Origin of the sequence: Rhizobium sp. IY2, assembly GCF_047532935.1 — a bacterium.
Lineage (GTDB): Bacteria > Pseudomonadota > Alphaproteobacteria > Rhizobiales > Rhizobiaceae > Rhizobium > Rhizobium anhuiense.
Window position 1 is genome coordinate 16,393 of sequence record NZ_JBLKNU010000024.1, and the last position, 12,359, is coordinate 28,751.

Here is a 12,359-nt window from a genome sequence, read left to right on the forward strand (position 1 = left end):
ATTTAGCACATATCACATATCATGCCACGTCTGATTGCGGGATGCCGGGGTTTTCAGACATTATCTTATCGATGACCTGAAAGGGGTGCGGGATGCGTTTGTTGTCGATTTCCTTCACCTGGGAGCGGCACGAATATCCGGTGGCCATGAGACTGTCGGTATCGCCTGATGCATCGACCTCCGGCTTCCAGCTCATCGCATAAAGGCGCTCGGAGATCGGCCGGTTGCGGGCCTCGTGGCCAAAGGTGCCGGCCATTCCGCAACACCCCGTTTGTGCCGCCTGAAGGTCGATGCCGAGGCTTGCGAACACTTGTTTCCATTGTGCAACGGAAGAGGGCGCATTGGTGCGTTCGGTGCAATGGGCCATCAGCCGGAAGTTTTTACCCTTGGCGGAGGAGGGTGACGCGGCAAGCCGGTCAAGATTGGTGACCAGCCATTCCTGCGGAAGAAGAATAGCCGCCTTCAGCATGCCCTTGTATTCGCTGCGAAAGGCGAGCGTCATCGACGGATCGAGCCCGACCAGCGCTACACCCGCTTCATCCAGCCGCTGGAGATAGCACGCGGTCCGCTCGGCCGCAGCCTCGAAACGTCCGAGATAGCCATGAACGTGCAGCGCTTTGCCATTAACGTGGGACGCGGCGAGGAAGGGCGAGAGCCCCATTTTCCGCGCAAGCCTGATTGCGGCGAGGGCGACCTCAGGATCGAAATAGGCGGTAAACGCATCGGCGACGAAGATAACGCTCTGCCCCCTCTGGCGCGGCGACAAGGCCTCGATCCGCGACGGGGTCGCAAGCGGTACCCCAAGGCGGGCGGCCTCTTTCGCCAGAGAGATCTGCGGCAGGCGGGGCAGGGACGTCAGTCCGGCGACGCGCATCATCATCCTGCCGGCGCGCGTGCTGACGATAAGGTTATAGGCAGGTCGTATCCGCTGAACCAGGGGCAGGGTGGTCTCGATGGCGGCGACGAGCGGATCCTTCAGCGGACGGAGGTAGCGTCCGTAATAAAGTTCGAGGAATTTGGAGCGGAAGGCCGGGACGCTGACTTTCACCGGACATTGCCCCGCGCAGGCTTTGCACGCCAGACAGGTGTCCATCGCAGCGCGGACCTCATGGGAAAAGTCGTCACGATTTTGGGGGTTCAGCGAGTTGAAGGCGCGCCGCGCCAGGTTCGCCAGCGGACCGCTCCGCCGCAAGCGTTTTGCCTCCTCGCGAGCATCGATGCCCTTCTCGGCAAGCAGCTTCAGCCATTCCCGCATCAAAGCTGCGCGGCCCTTGGGCGAAAAGCGCCGATCGCGTGTCGCCTTGTAGGAGGGGCACATGGGGCTGGTGTCTTCGAAATCGAAACAGGCGCCGTTGCCGTTGCAATAGGCGGCGTTGTCGAAGGCCGAGCGGATCTCGTTGCCGATGACGCGGTCGGTCTCTCCCCGCAGCGGCACGTCGTCGATCTTCAGCAGCGCCTGGCCGGACGGGGCTGCGATCTTGCCTGGGTTGAGGCGGGTTTCCGGATCGAAAGCCCGTTTGATCTCCTGCAGGCTGGGATAGAGATCGCCGAAAAATTCCGGCACATATTCGGAACGCACGCCTTTGCCGTGCTCTCCCCAGAGCACGCCGCCATATTTGCGCGTCAGCGCTACGACGGCGTCGCTGATCTCCCGAACCAGCTTGATATGGTCGTCGCGGGTAAGGTCGAGTGCCGGCCGCACATGCAAGACGCCGGCATCGACATGGCCGAACATGCCGTAGGAAAGGCCCGCGCCATCGAGAAGCGCGCGGAACTCACGGATATAGGGCGCGAGATTCTCCGGCGGTACGGCGGTATCCTCGACGAAGGCGACGGGCCTGACCGGGCCATCGACATTGCCAAGCAGGCCGACCGCCCGTTTGCGCATCGACCAGATCGCCTCGACCTCGGCATGATCCCGCGCGATCGTATAACCCAGGTGACGCGCATTTGGGCCTGTGGCAAGCGCTGCAGTCACCTCGGCGAGTTTGCGTTCGAGTTCGGCTTCATCGTCGGCCAGCACTTCGGCGATATTGATGCCGTTGGTCGCTCCGCCCGCGTCGTCCGGAAAAAAGCGGGCAATGCCGGTCCAGACGATGTCGCCTCTGGCGAGGCCGAGAACCTTTTCGTCTACCGTTTCCACCGAGGCGACGTTCAGCGCCACGAGGCTGCGGGCATCCTCCAAGGCGGTGTTGAAGTCGCCGTAGCGGATGTTGATCAGGGCCGCATGGGCGGGGATCGGCAGAAGGTTGAGTTCGGCTTCGGCGATCATCGCCAGCGTTCCCTCCGAGCCGCAGAGGATGGCATTGAGGTCGAAGCGCCCGTCGCTGCGGAAGATGTGAGCGAGGTCGTAGCCGGTCATGTAGCGGTTGAGTTTCGGAAAGATCTCGGCGATCCGGTCGCGCTTTTCCCGCGCGATCCGCTCGACTGTCCTGTGGATCTCGCCGACACGGTCCTGGCGCGCGACGATCTCCGTGAACGCCTCCGGATCGAGCGGGCGCGACCACCAGTCGGAGCCATCTACAAGCACGATGCGCAATCCCAGTACATGGTTGCTGGTCTTGCCGTAGAGGCATGACCCCTGGCCGCAGGCATCGGTGGAAACCATGCCGCCGATGGTGGCGCGATTGGAGGTGGAGAGTTCAGGCGCAAAAAACAGGCCGTAAGGCTTTAAAGCCTGGTTCAGTTGATCCTTGACCACGCCCGCCTGGACGCGGGCAATTCTCCTGACCGGGTCGATTTCGAGAATGGAATTCATGTGTCGCGAGCAGTCGACGACGATGCCCGATGTGAGAGATTGGCCGTTCGTGCCGGTTCCGCCGCCGCGCGGCGCGACGGTGATCCCGCGAAAAGCCGGCTCCGACAAGACGGCCGCCGTGATCTGCAGGTCTTCGACGCCTCGGGGGAAAAGGATGCCGGTCGGCTCGATCTGATAGATGGAGTTGTCGGTCGAAAAAACAGTCCGGCTCGCCGCGCCGGTTTCGATGTCGCCATCGAACCCCGCCTCGATGAGCCGCTGGAAGAATCCTGCAGGAGGAAGGGGGATTGAACCATGCGGCCGGAGGCGTGGAATCATTGCGAAACCTTCAGAATGCACTTGAGCTTTGTCAAGCTTGGCATATAAGTGATAACATACAATGGCAGCTGCGCAACGCAAAACACTGAGGTGGAACTTTGAAGAACCAGACCGCAATCATCGTCGGCGGCGCTTCCGGACTCGGCTTGACGACGGCCAAGCTGATGATCTCGCATGGGGCGACCAGGATCGGGCTCATCGATCGCAATGAGCAGCTGCTTGCCTCTTCGGCCGAGGCGCTTCGTGCTCTCGGCGCCGAGGTTGCGACGGCCGCTGCCGACATTTCCCGGGCGGAAACGGCTCATCGTGGGTTCAACGAGATCGCCGGCAAGCTCGGCCGGATCCATGTGCTCGTCAACAGCGCCGCCATCTATCCGAGACGTCCTATCCTCGAGATCACCGACGAGGAATGGGACCTCGAAAATGCGATCAACGTGAAGGGTACCTATCATATGATGGTGGCTGCCGTTCTTCATATGCGCCAGCACGTGAACGCGCCCGAGGTTACGGGGCGGATCGTCAATGTGACCTCGGTCGATGCTTTCAAGGCTCATCCCCAGAATGCGCATTATGCCGCAACCAAGGCGGCTGTCGTCAGTCTGACGAAATCCTTTGCCCAGGAATGCGCCAAGGACCAGATCCTTGTCAATTCCGTAGCGCCCGCCGGTTTCGCGACGGATCGCGCCAAGGAGCTCGGATTCCTGCCGGAGCTGGCCAAAGCCAGCGCCCTTGGCCGCGCGGCCGAGCCGGTCGAAATGGCGGAATGGATCGTCATGATGGCATCGAGCCGCAACACCTATGCCACTGGCGAAAACGTCGTCGTCAGCGGAGGCTACATCTATGTCTGAGCCGCTGCCCTATCGGGTCGCCCTGGTCACCGGCGCGACGAGCGGCATCGGTCGCGCCACCGTCGGCAAACTATGCAAGATGGGGCTGACGGTCTATGCCGTCGGCCGAAACGCCGAGGCTCTCGAAGAACTCGCTGGGGAAAGCGGGGCGAAGCCGGTCCGGGCCGATGTGCGCGATACCGCCGAAATCGTCAAGCAGCTTCACGGAACTGAGGTCGATATCCTGATCAACAATGCCGGCATTCTCTCGACGCGGGCGACATTCAGCGAGATCGAACCGTCCGAGATCGATGCCATGATCGACATCAATCTCAAGGCGCCGATGCAGCTGACCCGTGCATTCCTGCCTGCCATGGTTGAGCGAAAGCGCGGCCACCTGATCTATATCGGCTCGAGCGGCGGCCAGGCGCCGTATCCGAATATGGCGGCCTACGGCCCGTCGAAGGCCGGGCTCAGCCTGTTTTGCGACAATTTGCGCTGCGACCTGCTCGGGACCTCCGTTCGGGTGACCGAGGTGGTGCCGGGCCGCGTCCAGACGGAACTTTATCGAACCGCAATGGCGGGCAATCAGGCGCGGACGCTGCTCTATGACGGCTACCGTCCGATCCAGCCTTCACACATCGCCTCGATCATCTCGAACGCCATCGAGCTTCCCGTCTTCGTCGACGTGTCGCGGATCGAAGTCTTCCCGACGGACCAGGCGACCGGCGGCGGCACCATGGTCAAATTTCCCGAGCCGTAGGCGGGCGCTCGCTTGTTTCGAAGAGACCGCGGGCCGCCTCGACCATCGATTGCAGCTGATTGGGGTCGCGTACGCCCTGTCGGTAGATCTCGATGATGATGCTCGCCATTCGTTCGGCTTCATCGCTGTCTCTTGCTATCGTGTAATCGGCGCGGAGCTTGTCGAAGACGTGCTGGCAGGTTTCAAGATCGCGGGAGTCCAGCGGTACCTGCGATCGGTTTTTGATCGTTTGAACCATCTCTAGTCCCTTCGAAAGGCCCGCCAGCGAGGCCGGCGGGCCGGCAGATGTGTTAGAAATCCATGCCGGGGCCGGCGGGCAATGGCGGCGGCGCGTCCTTCTTGGGTTTCTCGGCGATCATGGCTTCCGTCGTGACGAGAAGACCGGCGATGGAGGACGCGTCCTGCAGCGCGGTGCGAACAACCTTTGCCGGATCGATGACGCCCTGCGCATAAAGGTCGCCATATTCGCCGGTCTGAGCGTTCCAGCCGTAGGCGAAGTCACTTTTCTCGCGCAGCTTGCCGACGATGACCGAGCCTTCCGCTCCGGCATTTTCGGCGATCTGCCGCGCCGGCGTCTCGAGCGCGCGGCGAACGATGTCGACACCGACACGCTGGTCGCTATTGGCGGTCTTGAGGTTGTCGAGCGCCTTGACGGAGCGCAGCAGCGCCACACCGCCGCCCGGCAGAATGCCTTCCTCGACCGCCGCCCGGGTTGCATGAAGCGCGTCGTCGACGCGGTCCTTCTTTTCCTTCACTTCGACTTCCGTCGAGCCGCCGACGCGGATGACGGCAACGCCGCCGGCGAGCTTGGCAAGACGCTCCTGCAGCTTCTCGCGGTCGTAATCGGAGGTGGTTTCTTCGATCTGGGCCTTGATCTGGGCAACACGGCCTTCGATGTCGGACTTGGCGCCCGCGCCGTCGACGATCGTGGTGTTCTCCTTTTCGATCGACACCTTCTTGGCACGGCCGAGCATGTCGAGCGTGACGGATTCGAGCTTGATGCCGAGGTCTTCGGAGATGACGGTGCCGGCGGTGAGGATGGCGATGTCTTCGAGCATGGCCTTGCGGCGGTCGCCGAAGCCAGGCGCCTTGACGGCAGCGATCTTCAGGCCGCCACGCAGCTTGTTGACGACGAGGGTTGCAAGAGCTTCGCCTTCGACGTCTTCAGCGATGATGAGGAGCGGCTTGCCGGACTGGACGACGGCTTCGAGAACCGGCAGCATCGACTGCAGGTTCGACAGCTTCTTCTCGTGGATGAGGATATATGGGTCTTCGAACTCGGCCCGCATCTTGTCGGCATTGGTCACGAAGTAGGGGCTGAGGTAGCCGCGGTCGAACTGCATGCCTTCGACGACTTCGAGTTCGGTTTCGGCGGTCTTGGCTTCTTCGACGGTGATGACGCCATCATTGCCGACCTTTTCCATGGCTTCCGCCAAAAAACGGCCGATTTCGGCATCGCCATTGGCGGAGATCGTGCCGACCTGGGCGATTTCGGCATTGTTGGAGATCTTGCGGGCGTTGGCCTTCAGTTCCGCAACGATGGCGCCGACGGCGAGATCGATGCCGCGCTTCAGGTCCATCGGGTTCATGCCTGACGTGACGGCCTTGGCGCCCTCTTTGACGATCGCCTGGGCAAGCACCGTTGCGGTCGTGGTGCCGTCGCCGGCGATGTCGCTGGTCTTCGAGGCGACTTCACGGACCATCTGGGCGCCCATATTCTCGAACTTGTCTTCGAGTTCGACTTCCTTGGCGACGGAGACGCCGTCCTTGGTGATGCGCGGCGCGCCGAAGGACTTGTCGATCACGACGTTGCGGCCCTTCGGGCCGAGCGTCACCTTCACGGCGTTGGCCAGGATGTCGACGCCGCGCAGCATCTTCTCCCGGGCTTCGGTGCTGAATTTGACTTCTTTAGCGGCCATGTCCTCACTCCTTCATAGGCAGCCAGAGCAATTCCGGGAAAGGTGCGAAGCGGTTTTCCGTTCGGAATTGCGTCAGAAATAAAATATTGGAGCTGTTCTGCTTTTCTACGACAAGCTGAAGCGCTCCAGCGTTGACGAATGTTCGCAGGGACCTCAGGCGGCCTGCTGCTGTTCGCCCTGGGTTTCGATGACGCCCATCACGTCGCTTTCCTTCATGATCAGCAGGTCTTCGCCATCGATCTTGATCTCGGTACCGGACCATTTGCCGAACAGGATGCGATCGCCGGGCTTGACGTCGAGCGCCTGGATCTGGCCGGCATCGTTGCGTGCACCAGGGCCGACGGCGATGACCTCACCTTCCTGCGGCTTTTCCTTGGCAGTGTCGGGAATGATGATGCCGCCCTTGGTCTTGTCCTCTGACGTGACCCGGCGGACGAGAATGCGATCATGAAGCGGTCGGAACGACATGTCTTCCTCCATCGACAAACAGTGATGATGTTGCTCCCCCCGGGCCGGACCGGATGACCAATCCGGGGCGGGTGCAAGGTTCCGCACGAGCGCGCCTTGCGCGACTGATCTGGTTCGACGGCACTGCAATTTCAAGAGGGAATGAGAGAAAAATTAGCACTCCCCACCGGCGAGTGCTAACGTATTGCAGGGAACAGAAAATCGGCTCCCGCGTTCGGACTACAAGGTGGATGACACTGTGTCGAATGCGCGTTCAAGCCGCATCGAGGCTTGAATCCGGAATTTGACATTCCCAACTGTCTCATGATCGAGGCTTGACGAGCTCGATCACCGTCCCACGTCTTTTGGAGTGAGTGACATGGAAGAAAAGACCAATATAATCAGAGACCTCAGCATTGAGGAACGTGAGGAAATCTTCGTCGATATCGCTCGCACGCTGGAGGATACGGCGCGTGAGGCTCTTGTCGAAGGCAACATGCAGTTTGCGGCACTGTCCAACAACATGGCTGAAGCGATCCGCGTCAACGCCGACGAACTGGCCCGTGACGATCCCGACAATGCCGAGCTCGTGTTGCTGCAGGCGACGGCGATGATTTCGCAGTTCGAGGCCGTGCACCCCTATCGAATGGTGAGTATGGCCGTTCATTGATTGCCGCCGGCGCGTGCGGCTCGATCGCGCGCTCAAATCAATCGCCACCCACGCGGAACTCTCACTGCTTGCGAAGGTTATTGGATCACAACATCGAAGGGTGATCCATGATGACCGTCAAATCCACCGTGCCGCCCGAGAGCGGGACCGACGACGCGCGTTCCGCCGACACCGAACGGACCGAAGCCGATCGCAAGAGGGCATTGGAAACTGCCCGGGAGGCCGAACGCTTCTGGAAGGAACGGGTGGAGACGCTTTCAAAGGACGAGCACAAACGGGTGGAGGATTTTCTTCCAACCATCAACACGCCGTGAAAGTGGCTGGGCCTGTTCTTCGGACGGCTTATTTAAATGCGCTTGGAGGAGATCATGGCGATAGACAAGCACGAGCAGATACGTCGCCGTGCCTACGAAATCTGGGAGGCCGAAGGCCGCCCGGACGGCGCCGACCAGCGTCACTGGCTGCAAGCCTGTGATGAACTTGCGGGCGAGGATGAGCATGAAACACTGCAGAACCTGCTCGATGAAGACGACAGGGATGATGCAGCACTGCTCCAAGGCGCCGGCGAGAGCGGCGATTTCGATCGGCGACAAACGCCTGTCCAGGCCGCGGCGGTTCCCGTCCCTGACATCGAGATGACGACGGGCGAGAAGCCTTCCCGACAGAAGATCGGGAAGACCGAGGGCCCGTGATCGCCATGCAGCATCTCGACCATGCCATCCAAGTGGCTCTTACAGCCCATGAAGGTCAGGCAGACAAGACCGGCCGGCCGTTCTTCGAACATTGCCAGCGGGTCGCACTTCTCGTTTCCGGCGATGAGCGGCGGACGATCGCCTACCTTCATGACGTGGTCGAGAAAGGAAGCGGCTGGACGCTCGACAGGCTGAGGGAAGATGGCTTTGCGCCAGCGATCATCTCCGCCGTGGACGCTCTGACACGGCGGCCGGACGAGCCGGACGACGACTTCGTCAGACGCGCGGCATCCAACCCGCTGGCCTTGCCGGTCAAGCAGGCCGATCTCGAAGACAATCTCCGGCAGGCCGAACAGACCGGCAAGAACACCGAAAAGTACCAGCGCGGCCTGGATCTCCTGCGCGACATCAAGAGCCGACAATAGGAGCTCGGACAAATTTGCGCAGTTCGCCTGGCCGCCAAGATCGATAATGGGCCGATGGCGACCGTAACCTGACTTCCGCTGGTGCAGCGAAGGTTTTGTGCCTCATTTCATGTTTTGTTGGTAAACCACACTGTCGGGACGCCGAGCACGCCTCCCGTGCGCATCGCCGTCTTCAGTTCGTCCAGCTTGCTGAACGCCTGAGCCGCTTCAAACGTCGCAAACTCATGGGTGACGGTAATATCGTTCGGGTTGTCGATGGCGCGATAGACGGCTTGCGCTGTCACCCCATTGGCCTTCTGAACCTGATGAAACGCATCATATACCTTGCGCCAGGCGGCGTAGTCGGAGACCTCGTGCCTCACGAATAATGTCGTCATATCATCCTCCCCGATTGCATTTCCAAGTCTCGTGGATGGCTATTACGATTGAACCAGGAACATCATGGTCTCGGGCAAGACGCCGTCACTCGCCATCGCATCGGCGGCTGCCTTGGTCTGCATGAAGGCCATCAACTTTTCCATGTCTGCGACGTCCATGACCAAACCGACGCGGTTGGAGTTTTGCGGGTCTGTAAACGTACGAATGTTCGTGACGCCGATGGGTTCCAATACCTGTTTGCGGATGGGTGAAGCGAGCCAGTGTTTCGTGTCCTTGACGTCGTGACAGATCATTATGGTAGGCATTGTGTCCTCCTCTCAAGATCTCGGAAAACTGAAAGCTAAGTATGCTGTTGCGCTTTGCCGGATTTCATTACAGCAATGTTGCGAAGAGTGGGTTTTTCTTATTCATTAGTTGGAGATGTAAATATAACTATTGAGTAATTCGAAAATGTTATGCGACGGCGGCGTCGGGCGCGCATTGGGTTTTTGCAATAGCTTTGGTGACGGTTCCGGAGTCAGCGAGTGTCATTGGCGCTAATGACTTGGTCAATTTGACTTCCCTCCGATTGTCGCATCAATCTGACAATAGGATACGCCGCGTGCGAGATGGCAGAGGTTTGGAATGATCGAACGCCAGCCATTTGATCTCAAAGCCTATGTCCACGACATCGGAACAAGGCCGTGCTTTATCTGCGGCTTGCTCAAGAACGACCCCGCCTTCTTTCATCATCGCGTTTTTGAAGACGATGAGACGATCATTTTCCTGAGCAAATATCCCACGTTACCCGGCTATTGCCTTGTCTGTCCGAAGAAGCACCGTGAGGATCTGGCGCGAGACATGTCGAAGGATGAATATCTTCGACTACAGGGCAAGGTGCATGTCTTGTCGCGCGCCCTCAAAAGCGTGTTCGACGCCGAGCGAATTTATGTACTTTCGCTCGGCAGCCAGCAAGCCAATAGTCACCTGCATTTTCATGTCGTTCCCTTGCCTTCAGGCGTGCCTCTCGAAGAGCAGCAATACCATGCGCTGATGGCGGAGAATGGGGTCCTGCACATACCTGACGATCAAATGGCAGAGTTGGCACAGTGCATCGCAGAAGCATACCGTGCCGAGTTGACCGCACGATAGTCACTCCTGTTCCCCCAATCCCAGGCTATGACTGGAGAGCGAATGCCGGCACCCGCTCGCCGTTCTCGCGAAAGAGCCGCTCCACCTCTTCGAGGCGAGGGCAGGCGGGCGGATTATCGAGCGCTTTTGCCCAGTTCTCGCGGCTGGGCAATGCCATTGCCGCGGTCACGAGCACGGTGGTTCCGGGGCCGATTTCGCCGCGCAGCTGCGGCAGCAGGGTCTTGGCGTGGATGAGATTGGTATTTGGTATCGGGCTCATCGCATGGCCGGCCCTCGGATCGGGCGATAGATCCACGATCGCGCTGACATCGGTCTGTCCGTACCAGACGGCTCGGCCTTCCCCTGCATCGGAGCGGTCGGCATTGAAGTCCGCGCGTTCGATCGCAAAGCCGCCCTCGATTGTGCTGAGGGCGCGCGGCGTGGCGATGCGGTGGATGCGGATATGCCAGAGGTTTTCGGGAAGCAGCCAGGTTTCGATGGTGACATCGTTCCAGGGGCGCCAGCGCGAATAGAGGCGATTGTCGGCGATGAGCGCCTCTTCCATAGTTTCGCGCATGCGAAAATGGACGCCGTCGTCGGAGAGGCCGAGCATGCCGTCGAAGCTTGCGGCGGCAAAATTCCGGTCGTCGGCTTCGATGTTGAAGGCGTAGCGCGTGGAATAGACGAATTTCGAATATTTCTCGTTTGCGCCGAGCATCTTGTCATGCTGCTGTCCGGAGGAGAGCACGACCACGTTTCCTGGCGTGTGCATGGCGACCATGCCCGCCGGTTTCAACGCAACCGGCTCCGGAAATTCCGGCTGCGGCGCCTCGTCGGCGGTCCAGAATGGATGATCCCCGGGAAGAGCCAGCGGCAGGAAGAATTTCAGCGCCCAATAGGGCGAACCGGGCGAATTGTAGCTCTCGCTCATGAAGAGATTGGGATAGCCGTAGCCGACGGAGAGAACGCCGTCGCGCTCGGCAATCGGCATCGCCGACCACCAGCGGATATGGCGCATGTAATAGCCCTTGATCTCGGCCCAGGGCAGCGCTTCGACGCCGGCAAAGGCAAGCGCGCCCCAGAAACCACCGGCCGCGAAGCGGTAGGTCTGGCTGCGGCCGAAGGCAAGGGCTGCGCCATCGGGGCCGAACCAGTGGCGGATATCCCCGGCAAAGGTGTGGGCGCGATCCCGGAAGCGGTCCTTGCGCGCTTCGTCGCCGCGCGCCAGCACGGTATAGATCAAGCCGTAGAAATGCATGGCGAAGGGGATGTAATGATCGACCCGACGCACCGGCCCGTCGCGATACCAGCCTTCCCCGAGGTCGAAGGCTTCCAACTCGTTGAGATAGGCAAGGGTTTTCCCGTGGTCGAAGGCGACACCAACGCGCTCCAGCCCGAGATCGATGAGGACGCGGAAGAATTTCCAGTTGTTGTCGATGAATTCCAGTTCGCGCGCGCTGAGAAGGTAGGCGGCGACGGTCTTCTTCTCGCTATCGCTGAGCGGTTTCCAGATGTGTTCGGGGACAAGTGCCAGCGCGAAACCGACGGCGGCGAGCTCGACCAGCCGCTGATTGCGGTCGGCAAGATCGCCCCAATATTCGGGATGAGCGGGGTTCGTGCCGTTCGCCAGCCCGCGCCGATAGAGGTCCCAATGCGGGAACGCGCCGCCGCCTGCAGCGAACGGAACAATGCCCCAGAGCGGCCGTGCAAATCCTTCCAGATCCGCCGCCGCCCGGTCGAAGATCGCGCCAGCCGCACCGAGGCGCACACGGGCGCCGCCTTCGGAAAAATACGGCAGGAGCGGCTCGAAGAGATCGATGACGGCCTTGGCGAGGTCGTCGCGGGTCTTCAGCGGATTGCCGAAGAGCGGATTGGCCCGGGCGGGATCATATATCATTGTCAGGCTCGAAATTCATGAAAAACAGGATCGGCCGCGGGCCGAAAATTCCCCCGGCCGGCGCGAAATGTTTTCGGCGACATTATGGGCGGCAAGCCCGCGGGCCATTGAGTGAAACCCGCGGCGGCCGGCGGGGGTTGGGGGAAGATTTGGGG

General features: G+C 60.5%; 14 protein-coding genes. 7 read left to right on the forward strand and 7 right to left on the reverse strand.

What is annotated here, in order from left to right; all coding sequences use genetic code 11:
- Window positions 1-19: 19 nt before the first annotated feature.
- On the reverse strand, window positions 20-3,076 hold the full coding sequence (locus tag ACMUVN_RS32860) for an FAD-binding and (Fe-S)-binding domain-containing protein (RefSeq protein WP_414816028.1): 3,057 nt from the start codon (window positions 3,074-3,076) through the stop codon (window positions 20-22).
- Between the two features lie 98 nt (window positions 3,077-3,174).
- Here ACMUVN_RS32860 and ACMUVN_RS32865 point away from each other — a divergent pair, with 98 nt between their 5' ends.
- Together ACMUVN_RS32865 and ACMUVN_RS32870 are read left to right on the forward strand one after the other, a co-directional pair.
- Window positions 3,175-3,924, forward strand: a complete 750-nt coding sequence (locus tag ACMUVN_RS32865) for an SDR family NAD(P)-dependent oxidoreductase (protein ID WP_029868427.1) — start codon at window positions 3,175-3,177, stop codon at window positions 3,922-3,924.
- A complete protein-coding gene (locus tag ACMUVN_RS32870) occupies window positions 3,917-4,666 on the forward strand; it encodes an SDR family oxidoreductase (RefSeq protein ID WP_029868428.1) in 750 nt (249 codons plus the stop codon). Before ACMUVN_RS32865 ends, ACMUVN_RS32870 begins: the two co-directional genes overlap by 8 nt.
- Here ACMUVN_RS32870 and ACMUVN_RS32875 read toward each other — a convergent pair.
- The 3 genes from ACMUVN_RS32875 to ACMUVN_RS32885 form a co-directional block, all read right to left on the reverse strand.
- Window positions 4,647-4,904, reverse strand: coding sequence for a hypothetical protein (locus ACMUVN_RS32875; protein ID WP_029868429.1), 258 nt, complete (start codon window positions 4,902-4,904; stop codon window positions 4,647-4,649). The genes ACMUVN_RS32870 and ACMUVN_RS32875 overlap by 20 nt on opposite strands.
- Before the next feature lie 52 nt (window positions 4,905-4,956).
- Complete coding sequence (gene groL, locus ACMUVN_RS32880) at window positions 4,957-6,585, reverse strand: chaperonin GroEL (protein ID WP_029868430.1); 1,629 nt, start codon at window positions 6,583-6,585, stop codon at window positions 4,957-4,959.
- A 153-nt stretch (window positions 6,586-6,738) separates the two neighbouring features.
- Window positions 6,739-7,053 (reverse strand): co-chaperone GroES, encoded by a 315-nt coding sequence (locus ACMUVN_RS32885; RefSeq protein ID WP_029868431.1) that lies wholly within the window; start codon window positions 7,051-7,053, stop codon window positions 6,739-6,741.
- Between the two features lie 358 nt (window positions 7,054-7,411).
- On the opposite strand from ACMUVN_RS32885, the gene ACMUVN_RS32890 reads away from it, so the two are divergent.
- The 4 genes from ACMUVN_RS32890 (at window position 7,412) to ACMUVN_RS32905 (ending at window position 8,819) form a co-directional block, all read left to right on the forward strand.
- On the forward strand, window positions 7,412-7,702 hold the full coding sequence (locus tag ACMUVN_RS32890) for a hypothetical protein (protein WP_029867897.1): 291 nt from the start codon (window positions 7,412-7,414) through the stop codon (window positions 7,700-7,702).
- Between the two features lie 107 nt (window positions 7,703-7,809).
- Window positions 7,810-8,016 carry a hypothetical protein gene (locus tag ACMUVN_RS32895; protein ID WP_029867896.1) on the forward strand — a complete coding sequence of 69 codons (207 nt, stop codon included), beginning with the start codon at window positions 7,810-7,812 and terminating at the stop codon, window positions 8,014-8,016.
- A 54-nt stretch (window positions 8,017-8,070) separates the two neighbouring features.
- On the forward strand, window positions 8,071-8,394 hold the full coding sequence (locus ACMUVN_RS32900) for a DUF2934 domain-containing protein (protein WP_063473576.1): 324 nt from the start codon (window positions 8,071-8,073) through the stop codon (window positions 8,392-8,394).
- A gap of 5 nt (window positions 8,395-8,399) precedes the next feature.
- Window positions 8,400-8,819, forward strand: coding sequence for an HD domain-containing protein (locus tag ACMUVN_RS32905; protein ID WP_029867894.1), 420 nt, complete (start codon window positions 8,400-8,402; stop codon window positions 8,817-8,819).
- A gap of 107 nt (window positions 8,820-8,926) precedes the next feature.
- Here the strand turns inward: ACMUVN_RS32905 and ACMUVN_RS32910 are convergent, their stop codons facing one another.
- Window positions 8,927-9,196: a hypothetical protein gene (locus ACMUVN_RS32910; RefSeq protein WP_029867893.1), complete on the reverse strand. Its 270-nt coding sequence runs from the start codon at window positions 9,194-9,196 to the stop codon at window positions 8,927-8,929.
- Between the two features lie 42 nt (window positions 9,197-9,238).
- A complete protein-coding gene (locus ACMUVN_RS32915; RefSeq protein WP_029867892.1) occupies window positions 9,239-9,502 on the reverse strand; it encodes a hypothetical protein in 264 nt (87 codons plus the stop codon).
- Between the two features lie 319 nt (window positions 9,503-9,821).
- Here ACMUVN_RS32915 and ACMUVN_RS32920 point away from each other — a divergent pair, with 319 nt between their 5' ends.
- Window positions 9,822-10,328 (forward strand): HIT family protein, encoded by a 507-nt coding sequence (locus ACMUVN_RS32920; protein ID WP_029867891.1) that lies wholly within the window; start codon window positions 9,822-9,824, stop codon window positions 10,326-10,328.
- Between the two features lie 25 nt (window positions 10,329-10,353).
- On the opposite strand, the gene ACMUVN_RS32925 is transcribed toward ACMUVN_RS32920, so the two are convergent.
- Window positions 10,354-12,204, reverse strand: a complete 1,851-nt coding sequence (locus ACMUVN_RS32925; protein WP_029867890.1) for a DUF2264 domain-containing protein — start codon at window positions 12,202-12,204, stop codon at window positions 10,354-10,356.
- Window positions 12,205-12,359: the final 155 nt, after the last annotated feature.